Raw genomic sequence first — 14730 nt, forward strand, 5'->3', positions numbered from 1 at the left:
CCCCACCCACGAAGCCCCCCTCACCGCGCCCGAAGCACCAACAACGCAAGATCGTCATCCGGCGGCCGCTCCGAGAACTCGTGCACGAGCCGCCGGATCCGCTCCGCCACCAGCCCCGCGTCGAGCCCCGCACAACTGGCCAGCGCCGCCGCGAGCCCGTCGCCGTCGTCGAACTGGCGCCGCCCCGTGCGGCGCTCGGTCACGCCGTCGGTGACGCACAGGAGCGTCTCGCCGGACAGCAGGTCGAAGCTCTCGCTCGTGTACGTCTCGTCGTCGACGACCCCGAGCAGCATCTGCGGAGTGGCCGCCTCCCGCACCTCCCCGTCCGCGGACATGAGGAGCGGCAGCGGATGCCCGGCGCACGCGATCGTGCAGCGGACGCCCCCTTCGTAAGGGACGATCTCGCCGTACAGGAGCGAGAGGAACCGCGAGGTGGGGCTGTCGGGCGGCACCACCTGCCCGCCCGCCACCGCGACGACCGCCGCCGCCGCGTCCGCCGCCTCGGTCGCGTCGTCGAGGAGGAGCTGGTTGAGGCGGTCCATGACCTCCGCGACCTCATACCCCTCGCGGGCGAGCAGCCGCAGCCAGGGGCGGGCGAGACCGATGACGACGGCCGCCTCCGGCCCCTTGCCCTGGACGTCGCCGAGCGCGAAGCACCAGCGGCCCTCGCCCGCCTGGAACACGTCGTAGAAGTCGCCGCCGGGGCCGCCCTTGTCCCGCGGTTCGTAGACGAGGCCGCTCTCGACGCCGGGGATCTCCGCGACCTTGCTGGGCAGCAGGCCCCGCTGGAGCACCTGGCTGATGTTGGCCTGGCGCTGGTAGCGACGGGCGGTGCTGATGGCCAGCGCGACCCGGCGGCTGAAGTCCTCGACGAGTCCGGTGACTTCGTCGGGGAAGCGGATGAGGCCCGCCCGGCCGATGACGAGCGTGCCCAGCACGCGTCCGCCCGCGGTCAGCCGGTACGCCAGCGCCGCGCCGGACGCCCCGCCCTCCAGTGCCTCCCCGGGCCAGGGGATGGGGTAGGCGCCCGAGCCCGCCGTGTCCGGCACCCGGGGCGGCTCCTTCTCCAGAACGCGGCGCAGCTCCTCTATCCGGTGCTCGCTGGTGTGCCACACCCGGGCGAGCCGCGCCCCCTGCACACCCGCGGGCCCGCGCGCCGCCCCCTCGGACGTCTCGTCGAGCCACACCGCGCACCAGTCCGCGAGGCGCGGCACCAGCAGCTGCCCGGCGAGGGCGGCCACCAGGTCCTCGTCGAACTGTCCGGCCAGCAGGTCGGAGGCTTCGGCGAGGAAGGTGAGGGCGCCCCTGTTGACCCACTCGGTGTCCTGCGAGGTGCGTCTGGGCATCGGCGCGAGGATCTCGGCGGCGCGCAGCCCACGCTGCAGTGCCTGTTCGCTCGCGTACGACTCGATCTCCTGGACGGCCTGGACGCCCTCGACGGGCAGCCGGGCCCAGACCGACTTGGTGCCCGTGCTGTAGGTGATGCCCCAGGACTCGGAGAGGGTCGCGACGAGGTGGAGGCCGCGCCCGTACTCGGGAGTGCCGGACGGCGGCGGGCGCTGCTCGCTGCGGACCGCGCGGGAGGGGTGGTGGTCGGAGACCTCGATGACGAAGGACTCCGCACCCTCGCCCGGCAGCGCCTCGTCGAGCCGGCACATCAGCTCGACGGCCGTGCCCGCGTGCACCACGGCGTTGGTCACCAACTCGCTGACCAGCAGCACCGAGTCGTCGACCAGCCGGTCGGTGATGCCCGCGGCCGCCGGCACCCCGAGCTCGCTCCAGTCGGCCAGCGCCGCTCGAACGAATCTGCGCGCGGCGGCGGGAGCCAGCGGATTTCCGGGCAGCGACGTGCGCGCCACCGCCGGTGGCCCGGGGCGGCCCTGGGCCGTGGCGGAGGCATGGACATCGGCCTCCCGTTGCATCGGAATGGACCCCACGGTGCGGCTCCTGAGCAGTTCGGGCGAATACGCCTCAGGCGACACCGACAGAGTGACAGACTGGCCACGCCCATAAGCACCGAGTTACCGAAGTGGGCCGTTATGAGTGAGAACAGTGCTATGCCTGTGCTGGGAAAAGACCGGATTCCGGCCCAAGTGCAGAACGTCGAGTCCGGTCCGGATCCGGCCAACAGCGAACTGCGCCCCCTTCTCGCTGCCATGCGTGCCGCAAGGGACGGCGACTTCACCAAGGTGACGCCGGTCGGCGAGGGTCTGACCGCCGAGCTGTACGCGGTGTTCAACGAGATGCTCGACCGCTCGGTCCACTTCGACGTCGAGCTGATCCGCGTGCGCCGCGAGATCATAAGGCACGGTCGGCTGGACGAACGGTTCGCCGCGAGCCCGGGTCAGGGCAGGTGGGCCGCCCGCGTCTCGGAGGTCAACACCCTGCTCGACGCGCTGGTCGCCCCGGCGGCGAACGCCACCCGGGTGCTGAACGCGGTGGCGGGCGGCGACCTCACCCAGCGGGTGGACCTGCACGACGGCACCCGTGAACTGCGGGGCGATTTACGTCGCCTGGGGCGCGCGGTCAACGCGATGGTGGACCAGCTGTCCCTCTTCACGGGCGAGGTCACGCGCGTCGCGCGCGAGGTCGGCACGGAGGGCCGTCTCGGCGGTCGCGCCAAGGTGCGCGGCCTCTCGGGAAGTTGGCGGGATGTGACCGAAGCCGTCAACACGATGGCGGCCCGGCTCACCGCCCAGGTGCGGGACATCGCCCTCGTGACCACGGCGGTGGCGCAGGGCGACCTGACCCGCACAGTGACCGTCGAGGCGACGGGCGAGCTCCTCGAACTGAAGCTCACCGTGAACACGATGGTGGAGCAGCTCTCCGCGTTCGCCGCCGAGGTGACGCGTGTGGCGCGCGAGGTCGGCACCGAGGGCCAGTTGGGCGGGCGCGCCCAGGCGCGCGGGGTGTCGGGCGTGTGGAAGGACCTCACCGACAACGTCAACTTCATGGCGTCGAACCTCACCTCCCAGGTCCGCAACATCGCCCAGGTCACCACGGCCGTCGCCAACGGCGACCTCAGCCAGAAGATCACCGTCGACGCCCGGGGCGAGATCCTGGAGCTGAAGTCGACGGTGAACACGATGGTGGACCAGCTGTCCGCCTTCGCCGACGAGGTCACCCGCGTCGCCCGCGAGGTCGGCACCGAGGGAAACCTCGGCGGGCGCGCTCAGGTGCGGGGCGTGTCGGGCGTCTGGAAGGACCTCACCGACAACGTCAACTTCATGGCCGACAACCTCACCTCCCAGGTCCGCAACATCGCGCTCGTGTCGACGGCCGTGGCCCAGGGCGACCTGGGCAAGAAGATCACGGTCGAGGCGAAGGGCGAGATCCTCGAACTGAAGTCGACGATCAACACGATGGTGGACCAGCTGTCCGCCTTCGCCGACGAGGTCACCCGCGTCGCCCGCGAGGTCGGCACCGAAGGCAACCTCGGCGGCCAGGCCCAGGTGCGGGGCGTCTCAGGCGTGTGGAAGGACCTCACCGACAACGTCAACTTCATGGCGTCGAACCTCACCTCCCAGGTCCGCAACATCGCCCAGGTCACCACGGCCGTCGCCAACGGCGACCTGTCCAAGATGATCACGGTCACGGCGCGCGGCGAGATCCTGGAGCTCAAGGACACCGTCAACACGATGGTGGAGCAGCTGCGCGCCTTCGCCGACGAGGTGACCCGGGTGGCCCGCGAGGTCGGCACGGACGGCAGGCTCGGCGGCCGCGCGCAGGTCCTCGGCGTATCGGGCGTGTGGAAGGACCTCACCGACAACGTCAACTACATGGCGGACAACCTCACGGGACAGGTCCGCAACATCGCCCAGGTGGCCACCGCGGTGGCCCAGGGCGACCTCTCCAAGAAGATCGACGTCGACGCGCGCGGCGAGATCCTGGAGCTGAAGACCACCATCAACACCATGGTGGACACGCTGTCCTCGTTCTCCTCCGAGGTGACCCGCGTGGCCCGCGAGGTGGGCTCGGAAGGGCAGCTGGGCGGCCAGGCCCGGGTCGAGGGCGTGTACGGCACGTGGAAGCGCCTGACGACGAACGTGAACGAGCTGGCGCTGAACCTCACCACCCAGGTCCGCGCCATCGCCGAGGTCGCCTCCGCCGTGGCGCAGGGCGACATGACCCGCTCCATCACGGTCGAGACCCGCGGCGAGGTGTCCGAGCTCAAGGACAACATCAACCTCATGGTCTCCAACCTCCGGGAGACCACCCGCGCCAAGGACTGGCTGGAGTCCAACCTCGCCCGCCTCGCCGGCCTGATGCAGGGGCACCGGGACCTGATGGAGGTCGCCGACCTGATCCTGCGCGAGCTGACCCCGCTGGTGAACGCGCAGTACGGCGCCTTCTTCCTGGCCGACCCGGACACGGCCGAGTCGCCCGCGCCCAGCCAGGTGACCGCCAAGGGCCTCGCCTTCATCGCCGGGTACGGCGCGGCGCAGGGCTCGGTCGTCGACACCGGCGGCATGCCCGCGCAGGGTCTGGTGCGCCAGGCGGCGCTGGAGAAGAAGCGGATCCTCGTCGAGGAGGTCCCGCCGGACTACATCAAGATCCACTCGGGGCTCGGCGACGCGGCCCCGGCCACGGTCGTCATCATCCCGATCCTCTTCGAGGACAAGCTGCTCGGCGTGATCGAGCTCGCCACGTTCTCCCGCTTCTCCGACGTCCACCTGGCGTTCTTCGACCAGTTCGTGAACACCATCGGCGTCGCGATCAACACGATCATCGCCAACTCCCGTACGGAGTCCCTGCTCGGCGAGTCGCAGCGCCTGGCGATCCAGCTCCAGGAGCGCTCGGACGAACTCCAGCGGCAGCAGGCCGAGCTGCGCCGTTCGAACGCGGAGCTGGAGGAGAAGGCCGCCCTGCTGGCCACGAGCTCCCAGTACAAGTCGGAGTTCCTGGCGAACATGTCGCACGAGCTGCGCACCCCGCTCAACTCGCTACTGATCCTCGCCCGGCTGCTCTCCGACAACCCCGACGACCACCTCTCCGACCAGGAGGTGCAGTTCGCGACGACCATCCACCGCTCGGGCTCCGACCTGCTCCAGCTCATCAACGACATCCTGGACCTGTCGAAGATCGAGGCGGGCCGGATGGACGTACGCCCCAAGAAGCTCCCCCTCATCAAGGTCCTCGACTACGTCCACGCGACGTTCCGCCCGCTCACCCTCGACCGCGGTCTCGCCTTCGACGTGTCGGTGGGCGAGGACGTGCCGCGCGAGATGTTCTCGGACGAGCAGCGCCTCCAGCAGATCCTGCGCAACCTGCTGTCCAACGCGGTCAAGTTCACCTCGGCGGGCAGCGTCGAGCTGCGGGTCAGCCGGGTCGCGCAGACCTCGGGCGACCGGCTGCTCCACGACAACGAAGACCTGCTGTGCTTCGCCGTCAGCGACACCGGAATCGGCATCCCGTCCGAGCAACTGCCGGTGATCTTCGAGGCGTTCCAGCAGGCCGACGGCACCACCAACCGCAAGTACGGCGGCACCGGCCTCGGCCTCTCCATCAGCCGCGAGATCGCGGGCCTGCTCGGCGGCCGGATCACCGCGGAGAGCCGCCCCGGCCAGGGCTCGACCTTCTCGCTCTACGTGCCCGTGGTGCACCCGGGCCACGGCGCGGCCGCCATCGCGTACGCGGCAGCACACACCCAGCACATGCCGGAACCGGTCGAGCAGGCGGCCCTGCGTCCGCACACCGCACTCGAACCCGACGACAGCTGGCCCACGCCCACCAAACTGGAGGAGTGGAAGGAAGGGCGCGCGGGCCGCATACTGCCGGGCCGCAGGGTGCTGATCGTCGACGACGACATCCGCAACGTCTTCGCGCTCACCCATGTGCTCAGCCGTGTCGGCATGCCCGTCCTGTACGCGGAGAACGGCCGCGAGGGCATCGAGACGCTGGAGCGCAATCCGGATGTCGACATCGTGCTGATGGACATCATGATGCCGGAGATGGACGGCTACGAAACCATGGCCGCGATCCGTCGCAGCCCCCGCTGGCGGGGACTGCCGATCGTCGCCCTCACCGCGAAGGCCATGCCGGGAGATCGCGAGAAGGCCATCTCCCAGGGCGCCACCGACTACGTCCCCAAACCCGTGGACGTAGACCAGCTGCTCGGCGTCGTCTGTGCCCTCCTGGACCCAGCCGGCTCGTCGGCCGACGAGCAATCCACGACCCCCGATCCAGAGACCGTCGTTCAGGAGGAGGACAGCGTTCAAGAAGAGAGCGCTGTTCCGCCGACGACCGAGTGAGGCACCGTGACCATGAGTGCAGAGGCCGCTACCGACAACCGCGCGAGCATCCTCCTAGTCGACGACATGGAGGACAATCTGATGGCGCTCGAAGCCGTCCTCGGGTCACTGAACGAGCCCCTGGTGCGGGCCCGTTCGGGAGAGGAGGCCATGAAGGCGATTTTGCGGCAACGATTCGCCGTGATCCTTCTGGACGTCCGGATGCCGGGCATGGACGGCTTCGAGACCGCGTCGAACATCAAACGCCTCGACCAGACCAAGGACGTGCCCATCATCTTCCTGACGGGCACCGACAACGACGCGGGCTACGCCTTCCGGGGCTACGCGACAGGAGCCGCGGACTACCTCACCAAACCGTTCGATCCCTGGGTGCTGCGCGCCAAGGTCACCGTCTTCCTCGAACTGCACCGCAAGAACAGGCAGCTGGAGCGGATACTGGCCCGTGAGCAGCGCCAGTTCGACGAGCTGGCCGCGCGTCTGTCGGCGATCGAGACCCATATGGCGGCGAGCAGCCTCAAGGACGTCCTCGAACTGCGCCGCCACGTGACGCACATGGAGGAACTCGTGCAGGAAATGCGCCGCGGCCGGAGCGTGTAGACCGACGCCCCGACCGCGTGACGAACGACGAGCGGCCCCCTGGACCCCGAGGCCGACGGATCAGGCCTCGCGCGATCCCGCGTACATGTCGTCGATCAGGTGCTTGTACTCCCGCTCGACCACCGGGCGCTTCAGCTTCAGGCTGGGCGTCAGTTCGCCGTGCTCGACGTCGAGGTCGCGCGGCAGGAGCCGGAACTTCTTGATGGTCTGCCAGCGCTGCAGGCCTTCGTTGAGCTCGCGCACATAGCCGTCGATGAGCTCGACCGTGGCGGGGGCGGCGCACACCTCCGCGTACGTCTTGCCCTCCTGCCCGTTCTCCTTGGCCCAGTCGAGGATGGCGGGCTCGTCGAGGGAGATCAGGGCGGTGCAGAAGTTCCGGTCGGCGCCGTGCACGAGGATGTTGGAGACGTACGGACACACGGCCTTGAACTGGCCCTCGACCTCGGCGGGTGCGATGTACTTGCCGCCGGACGTCTTGATCAGGTCCTTCTTGCGGTCCGTGATCCGCAGATAGCCGTCGACGGACAGCTCGCCGATGTCCCCGGTGTGGAACCAGCCGTCGGACTCCAGGACCTCGGCCGTCTTCTCGGGCAGCCCGTGGTAGCCCTCCATGATGCCGGGGCCGCGCAGCAGGATCTCGCCGTCGTCCGCGATGCGGACCTCGGTGCCGGGCAGCGGCTTGCCGACCGTGCCGGTGCGGTAGGCCTCGCCGGGGTTCACGAAGGAGGCCGCGGAGGACTCGGTCAGGCCGTACCCCTCCAGGATGTGGATGCCGGCGCCCGCGAAGAAGTAGCCGATCTCGGGCGCGAGCGCGGCGGAGCCGGAGACGGCGGCGCGCAGCCGTCCGCCGAAGGCCTCGCGCAGCTTGGAGTAGACGAGGGCGTCGGCGGTCTTGTGCTTGGCGCGCAGCCCGAAGGGCACGGACGCGGTGCCGGTCCTGCGGAAGTTGTCCTGGCTGACCTTCGCGTACTCGCGGGAGACCTCGGCGGCCCACTGGAAGATCTTGTACTTGGCTCCGCCGCCGGCCCGTGCCTTGGCCGCGACGCCGTTGTAGACCTTCTCGAAGATGCGGGGCACGGCCGCCATGTACGTCGGCTGCACCACCGGCAGATTCTCGATGATCTTGTCCACCCGGCCGTCGACGGCGGTGACGTGCCCGAGCTCGATCTGCCCGGAGGTCAGCACCTTGCCGAAGACGTGGGCGAGCGGCAGCCACAGGTACTGCACGTCGTCCGGGCCGAGCAGCCCGGTCGCCGCGATGGCCTTGGCCATGTACGACCAGTTGTCCTGCGGCAGGCGCACGCCCTTGGGGCGGCCCGTCGTGCCGGAGGTGTAGATGATCGTGGCGAGCTGGTCCTTGGTGATCGCCGCGATGCGCTCCTTGACGAGCCCCGGGTTCTTCTCCAGGTGCGCGGCGCCACGGGCCTCCAGGTCGGCGAGCGTGAGCAGCCAGCCCTCGGGGTCGCCCTCGGCGGGCTCCGCGCCCGCGGGGTCGAGCACCACGACGTGCCGCAGCTCGGGCAGGTCGGCACGCTTCTCGCGCGCCTTGGCGAGCTGCGCGGTGTCCTCGGCGATCAGCACGCGGCTGCCGGAGTCGGCCAGGATGTACGCCGACTCCTCGGCGTTGGTCTGCGGATAGACGGTGGTGGTGGCCGCGCCCGCGCACATGATGCCGAGGTCGCAGAGGATCCACTCGACGCGCGTGGACGAGGCGAGGGCGACGCGCTCCTCGGCCTGCAGGCCCAGCTCGATCAGGCCGGCCGCGATGGCGTGGACGCGGTCGGCGGCCTGCGCCCAGCTGAGCGTCTTCCAGTCGTCGGGGCCCTCACCGGACGCCGCCGGGACGGGGTAGCGGTAGGCCTCGGCGTCCGGGGTCGCCGCCACCCGCTCCAGGAAGAGATGCGCCACGGAAGGCGGACGGTTCTCGATCAAGGTCTGTGTGTCGCTCACGACATCCTCCGGGCCCACGACAGTGCGGCGAACTGGCTGGCGGCTGCTTCTTACGTGTGTTCTGACGTCCCTGCGGCTACTTGTTTAACTTGCGAGTAACCTACGAGTGGTGATCAGAGTAGAGCTCCGACGCCCGGTGCGTAAGGGGCAGCTGCCTGTCACTTCCTACAGACACCCATACAGAACGTGCCCGCTCGCCGAAACGCGCCGCGGGCCCGATGCGTGTGCGCACCGGGCCCGCGTGACCGCGGCTCCGCCGCGATCGGGGTGACTACTTCTTGGCCTTGCCGCCGCCGCTGTCGTCGCTGGAGAGCACGGCGATGAAGGCTTCCTGCGGCACCTCGACGGAGCCGACCATCTTCATGCGCTTCTTGCCCTCCTTCTGCTTCTCGAGCAGCTTGCGCTTACGGGAGATGTCACCGCCGTAGCACTTGGCGAGCACGTCCTTGCGGATGGCGCGGATGGTCTCGCGGGCAATGACCCTGGACCCGATCGCCGCCTGGACGGGCACCTCGAAGGCCTGCCGCGGGATGAGCTCGCGCAGCTTGGCGACGAGCCGCACGCCGTACGCGTACGCCTGGTCCTTGTGCGTGACCGCCGAGAAGGCGTCGACCTTGTCGCCGTGCAGCAGGATGTCGACCTTGACGAGCTGGGCGGACTGCTCGCCGGTGGGCTCGTAGTCCAGCGAGGCATAGCCACGCGTCTTTGACTTCAACTGGTCGAAGAAGTCGAAGACGATCTCGGCGAGCGGCAGCGTGTACCGGATCTCCACGCGGTCCTCGGAGAGGTAGTCCATGCCGAGCATGACGCCACGCCGGTTCTGGCACAGCTCCATGATCGAGCCGATGAACTCGCTGGGCGCGAGGATCGTGGCGCGCACCACGGGCTCGAAGACCTGGTCGATCTTGCCCTCGGGGAATTCACTCGGGTTGGTGACCGTGTGCTCGGCGCCGTCCTCCATGATCACGCGGTAGACCACGTTGGGGGCGGTGGCGATCAGGTCGAGCCCGAACTCGCGCTCCAGGCGCTCGCGGATCACGTCCAGGTGCAGCAGGCCGAGGAAGCCGACGCGGAAGCCGAAGCCGAGCGCGGCGGACGTCTCGGGCTCGTAGACGAGCGCGGCGTCGTTGAGCTGCAGCTTGTCGAGGGCCTCGCGCAGGTCCGGGTACTCCGAGCCGTCCAGCGGGTACAGGCCCGAGAACACCATCGGCTTGGGGTCCTTGTAGCCGCCGAGCGGCTCGGTGGCGCCCTTGTTCAGGGAGGTGATCGTGTCACCGACCTTGGACTGACGGACGTCCTTCACGCCGGTGATGATGTAGCCCACCTCACCGACGCCGATGCCGTCGGCCGGGGTCATCTCGGGGGACGAGACACCGATCTCGAGCAGCTCGTGCGTGGCGCCGGTGGACATCATCCGGATCCGCTCACGCTTGTTGAGCTGACCGTCGACGACTCGGACGTACGTCACGACGCCGCGGTAGGAGTCGTAGACCGAGTCGAAGATCATCGCGCGCGCCGGGGCGTCCTTGACGCCGACCGGCGGCGGGATCTCGGCGACGACCTTGTCCAGCAGCGCCTCGACGCCCATGCCGGTCTTCGCGGAGACCTTCAGGACGTCCTCGGGCTCGCAGCCGATCAGGTTGGCGAGCTCCTCGGAGAACTTCTCCGGCTGGGCGGCCGGCAGGTCGATCTTGTTCAGTACGGGGATGATCTTGAGGTCGTTCTCCATCGCCAGGTAGAGGTTGGCGAGAGTCTGCGCCTCGATGCCCTGGGCCGCGTCGACCAGGAGGATCGTGCCCTCGCAGGCCGCGAGCGAACGCGAGACTTCATACGTGAAGTCGACGTGGCCCGGGGTGTCGATCATGTTGAGGATGTGCGTACTGCCCTGATCCGGGCCCTCCGTGGGGGCCCAGGGCAGACGCACCGCCTGGGACTTGATCGTGATGCCGCGCTCGCGCTCGATGTCCATGCGGTCGAGGTACTGAGCACGCATCTGCCGCTGCTCCACCACACCGGTGAGCTGGAGCATGCGGTCGGCGAGCGTGGACTTGCCGTGGTCGATGTGCGCGATGATGCAGAAATTGCGGATCAGCGCCGGGTCGGTACGGCTCGGCTCGGGCACATTTTTAGGGGTCGCGGGCACGCAGGGTCCTGTCTCTTGAGGCGCCTGTCGCCTCGGGTCGGATCTATACGTAGGTTCCATCGTCCCATGGGTGGGGCACTGCGCTCGGTTTGGGCCGGTCGGAGGGCGACTGGTACCGTGGGCAGCTGTGTCTCGTAGCCCTCTCAAGCGTCGAGGCGCGTGTCATAACACTCATCTGCAGTACCTCTGCAGTACCTGAACCTGAAAAGGCTCTTTCGTGGCGAACATCAAGTCCCAGATCAAGCGGATCAAGACCAACGAGAAGGCGCGTCAGCGCAACAAGGCGGTCAAGTCTTCGCTGAAGACCGCGATCCGCAAGGCCCGCGAGGCCGTTGCCGCCGGTGACACCCAGAAGGCCGCCGAGCTCACGCGTGAGGCCACGCGTCAGCTGGACAAGGCCGTCTCCAAGGGCGTCATCCACAAGAACCAGGCCGCCAACAAGAAGTCGGCGCTTGCGACGAAGGCCGCGTCCCTCAAGGGCTGAAGCTCTTGCCCCGGTCCGCCGGGGCGCTGATCAATCCTCCCGCGAGGGTAATTCGAGCCCTCTACCTCGAATCGCGGACAGACCACGCAGTACGCCACGCTGCGACGATGCCCCCGGACCCACTCCGGGGGCATTGCTGTGTCCGGGGTTGCTGCCGGGTGGTGTGGGGGTGCTCTGTCAGGGGCGCGGGGAACTGCGCGACCAGCCACGACGCACGCCGCGGACGAGATCCGCCAGCACCTGCCAGACGGCTAGCCCCGTCGGGACCGCGCGGCACGCGCGATGGCGACGACCGCCTTCTCCAGGGCGTACTCGGGGTCGTCACCGCCACCCTTGACGCCCGCGTCAGCCGCGGCCACCGCGGTGAGCGCGGCAGCCACCCCGTCCGGGGTCCACCCCCGCATCTGCTGGCGCACGCGGTCGATCTTCCAGGGCGGCATGCCCAGCTCACGGGCGAGGTCGGCGGGGCGCCCACCGCGCGCGGAGGAGAGCTTGCCGATCGCCCGGACGCCCTGCGCGAGGGCGCTGGTGATCATGACGGGGGCGACACCGGTCGCCAGGGACCAGCGCAGCGCTTCGAGCGCCTCGGCGGCCCGGCCCTCGACGGCCCGGTCGGCCACCGTGAAGCTGGAGGCCTCGGCCCGGCCCGTGTAGTACCGCCCGACGATCGCCTCGTCGATCGTGCCCTCGATGTCCGCCGCCAGCTGGGCGACCGCGGAGGCAAGCTCGCGCAGATCGCTGCCGATCGCGTCGACGAGCGCCTGGCAGGCCTCCGGGGTCGCCGAACGGCCCAGGGTGCGGAACTCTCCGCGCACGAACGAGAGCCGGTCCGCGGGCTTGGTCATCTTGGGGCAGGCGACCTCGCGCGCCCCCGCCTTGCGCGCGGCGTCGAGCAGCCCCTTGCCCTTGGCGCCGCCCGCGTGCAGCAGGACGAGGGTGATCTCCTCGACCGGCGACCCCAGATACGCCTTGACGTCCTTGACCGTGTCGGCCGACAGATCCTGCGCATTGCGCACGACGACGACCTTGCGCTCGGCGAAGAGCGACGGGCTGGTCAGCTCGGCGAGCGTGCCGGGCTGCAGCAGGTCGGGGGTGAGGTCGCGCACGTCCGTGTCCGCGTCGGCGGCGCGGGCGGCCGCGACCACCTCCTGCACGGCGCGGTCGAGGAGGAGGTCCTCCTGCCCCACGGCGAGCGTGAGAGGAGCGAGCGGATCTGACTTAGCGGCGGTTTCTGTCTTCCTGGCCATCGCGGTCAAGCATCCCATGCGGCACTGACAGCCCGGCCCGTCCGGCCGGGGCCGCTCATGTGCCGCGGCTGCCGTAGCGGAGAATGGGCCCGTGACCGACGTACGACATGTCCTGGTACTGCCCGACCGCGATGCCGCGGAGGTGGTGGCCGAAGAGCTCCCCGACCGTTTCGGCGTCGCCGAGGAGCCCCAGCTGGTCCGCGACGCCCTGGCGGGCGAGGACGACGCCGAGGACGCCCAGTGGCTCGTCGTCGTCGAGGACCCGGACTCCCGCCTCGACCCGTCGGCACTCGACGAACTGGCCGCCGAGCACGAGGGCTGGCTGGAGGCCCCGTAAGGGCCGCCGACCCGGGGGGGGGCGCCGTCAGCCGCTCTTGGGGATGACCTGGATGTCGAGGTCGATCGTGATGCTGTGCCCGACGGCGGCGATACCGCGCGCCAGCATCGTCTGCCAGGTGATCGTGAAGTCGTCCCGGTGCAGTTCGGTGGTGGCCCGGCAGGCGACGCGGGTCTCGCCCTCCAGGCCCTTGCCGACCCCGAGGTACTCGGTGTCGAGCGTGACCGTGCGCGTCACACCGTGCAGCGTCAGGCCGCCGGATATCGCCCAGCGGCTGCCGCCCTTGTGGACGAAGCGCTCGCTGTAGAACTCCATCGTCGGGAACCGCGCCACGTCGAGGAAGTCGCCGGACCTCAGGTGGTCGTCGCGCATCTTGACCGCGGTGTCGATGGAGGCCGCGTCGATGACGACGTGCATCGCGGAGTCCTCCATCCGCTCACCCATCCGGATCGCACCCGCAAAGCTGTTGAACCTGCCGTGGATGCGGGCCAGCCCGATGTGCCGGGCGGTGAAGCCGACCGAGGAGTGCAGGGGGTCGACCTCCCAGTCGCCGGGCTCGGGGAGCGCCGGGGGCTGGGCGACCTGGAGCGTGACGTCACCGAGCGAGGCGTGCGCGTCCTCCCCGACCGTGGCGCTCGCCCGGTACGGAGTGAAGCCCTCCGCCGAGACCGCGAGCCGGTAGTCCCCTGCCGGAACAGCGGTGACGAACGATCCGAAGGGGTCGGTGCCCCCACTGACCACCTTGCGCCCCATGGCGTCGCTGACGGCAAATTCCGCGTTCCGCACGGGCTCGTTGACCGGGTCGAGTACCCGACAGCTGAGTACCCCCGCACTCGGCGGGACCGTGAGCGCCGACAGGGCTCTCACCCGCCCGGTCCGATTCGTACGGTTTCCCAGCCAGCGGCCGAACACGCTCGACACACCCCCGCCTTCCTTGACAACACCTGCAAACTACAACGGAGAGGCATTCGATCACCGTTGCGGCTTTCGATGCAACACGGACCCAGATCACTGGAATGCTGCCGATGCGCCGGGATGCGCCAGGATGTGTCGCGACTGGCCCGATTTGGCCACGACGGACGCACCGAGGGCGGCGCGGGGCCCTCTGGGCGGCCCTCAGGGCCCGCTGGGGGGGGGCCAGTGCGGCACTCAGGGCGGCCTGGTGGCCACTGCCAGCCGTGGCGCCTCCCGGGACCCCGACCCCACCACCGCCACCGCACCGTCCGTGTCCGTCCGCACCACCTGCGCTCCCCCGGCCCGCAGCGCCGCCACGGTGACGGGCGAGGGATGGCCGTACGAGTTGTCGGCGCCGCACGAGATCAGCGCCAGCCGCGGCGCCGCCCTGCGCAACAGCTCCGGATCCTGATGAGCCGAGCCGTGATGCGCGACCTTGAGCACGTCCACGGAACCGATCGACGCGGCCGCCGGAGTCCGCAGCAGGGCCCTCTGCGCGGGCGGCTCCAGGTCGCCGAGAAGCAACAGCGTCAGCCCTCCCGTCCGCACGAGCAGCGTGACGCTCGCGTCGTTCGGCCCCTCGGGCCGCGGCACCGGCCCCGCCGGGGGCCACAGCACCTGCCAGTCCAGGGACCCGGCCCGGCGCCGCTCCCCCGCCGCGGCCGACACCACCGGAACCCGTGCGGCAGCCGCCTCCTCCCGCACGAACTCGGCCTGCTCCGGCGGCTCCTGGAACCCCGTCGTCTGGATCGCCCCCACCGCACGCC

General features: G+C 69.8%; 10 protein-coding genes. 4 read left to right on the plus strand and 6 right to left on the minus strand.

Going from position 1 to position 14730, the window contains the following annotated elements:
- Positions 1 to 20: 20 nt before the first annotated feature.
- The gene (locus AOK03_RS10765) at positions 21 to 1937 is read right to left on the minus strand and encodes a SpoIIE family protein phosphatase (protein WP_425264370.1); all 1917 of its coding nucleotides are present in this window, start codon (positions 1935 to 1937) and stop codon (positions 21 to 23) included.
- Between the two features lie 219 nt (positions 1938 to 2156).
- On the opposite strand from AOK03_RS10765, the gene AOK03_RS10770 reads away from it, so the two are divergent.
- Together AOK03_RS10770 and AOK03_RS10775 are read left to right on the plus strand one after the other, a co-directional pair.
- Positions 2157 to 6251, plus strand: coding sequence for a HAMP domain-containing protein (locus tag AOK03_RS10770; RefSeq protein ID WP_079074627.1), 4095 nt, complete (start codon positions 2157 to 2159; stop codon positions 6249 to 6251).
- 12 nt (positions 6252 to 6263) lie between these two features.
- Complete coding sequence (locus tag AOK03_RS10775) at positions 6264 to 6848, plus strand: response regulator (protein WP_055564966.1); 585 nt, start codon at positions 6264 to 6266, stop codon at positions 6846 to 6848.
- A gap of 60 nt (positions 6849 to 6908) precedes the next feature.
- On the opposite strand, the gene AOK03_RS10780 is transcribed toward AOK03_RS10775, so the two are convergent.
- Both AOK03_RS10780 and lepA read right to left on the minus strand, forming a co-directional pair.
- On the minus strand, positions 6909 to 8798 hold the full coding sequence (locus AOK03_RS10780) for an AMP-dependent synthetase/ligase (RefSeq protein ID WP_055564967.1): 1890 nt from the start codon (positions 8796 to 8798) through the stop codon (positions 6909 to 6911).
- Positions 8799 to 9069: 271 nt separating this feature from the next.
- Positions 9070 to 10941, minus strand: a complete 1872-nt coding sequence (gene lepA / locus AOK03_RS10785; protein ID WP_055564968.1) for a translation elongation factor 4 — start codon at positions 10939 to 10941, stop codon at positions 9070 to 9072.
- A gap of 217 nt (positions 10942 to 11158) precedes the next feature.
- Here lepA and rpsT point away from each other — a divergent pair, with 217 nt between their 5' ends.
- Entirely contained in the window at positions 11159 to 11425 is a 267-nt protein-coding gene (rpsT, locus tag AOK03_RS10790; RefSeq protein WP_055564969.1) for a 30S ribosomal protein S20, read from the plus strand.
- A gap of 251 nt (positions 11426 to 11676) precedes the next feature.
- On the opposite strand, the gene holA is transcribed toward rpsT, so the two are convergent.
- Positions 11677 to 12672 (minus strand): DNA polymerase III subunit delta, encoded by a 996-nt coding sequence (holA, locus tag AOK03_RS10795; RefSeq protein ID WP_055564970.1) that lies wholly within the window; start codon positions 12670 to 12672, stop codon positions 11677 to 11679.
- 91 nt (positions 12673 to 12763) lie between these two features.
- Here holA and AOK03_RS10800 point away from each other — a divergent pair, with 91 nt between their 5' ends.
- The gene (locus AOK03_RS10800) at positions 12764 to 13009 is read left to right on the plus strand and encodes a hypothetical protein (RefSeq protein ID WP_055564971.1); all 246 of its coding nucleotides are present in this window, start codon (positions 12764 to 12766) and stop codon (positions 13007 to 13009) included.
- Between the two features lie 27 nt (positions 13010 to 13036).
- Here AOK03_RS10800 and AOK03_RS10805 read toward each other — a convergent pair whose 3' ends face one another.
- Positions 13037 to 13921, minus strand: coding sequence for a YceI family protein (locus AOK03_RS10805; protein ID WP_055564973.1), 885 nt, complete (start codon positions 13919 to 13921; stop codon positions 13037 to 13039).
- Between the two features lie 237 nt (positions 13922 to 14158).
- Positions 14159 to 14730, minus strand: a 572-nt coding sequence (locus AOK03_RS10810; protein WP_425264371.1) for a ComEC/Rec2 family competence protein, incomplete at its 5' end; no start/stop codon positions are given.

The organism is Streptomyces atriruber, from assembly GCF_001418325.1.
Classification (GTDB): Bacteria; Actinomycetota; Actinomycetes; order Streptomycetales; family Streptomycetaceae; genus Streptomyces; species Streptomyces atriruber.

Bases quoted from the DNA above. Each gene is read 5' to 3' on its own strand.
- AOK03_RS10775 (WP_055564966.1), top strand. From the start codon at position 6,264: ATGAGTGCAGAGGCCGCTACCGACAACCGCGCGAGCATCCTCCTAGTC.
- holA (WP_055564970.1), bottom strand. From the start codon at position 12,672: ATGGCCAGGAAGACAGAAACCGCCGCTAAGTCAGATCCGCTCGCTCCT.
- AOK03_RS10770 (WP_079074627.1), top strand. From the start codon at position 2,157: ATGCGTGCCGCAAGGGACGGCGACTTCACCAAGGTGACGCCGGTCGGC.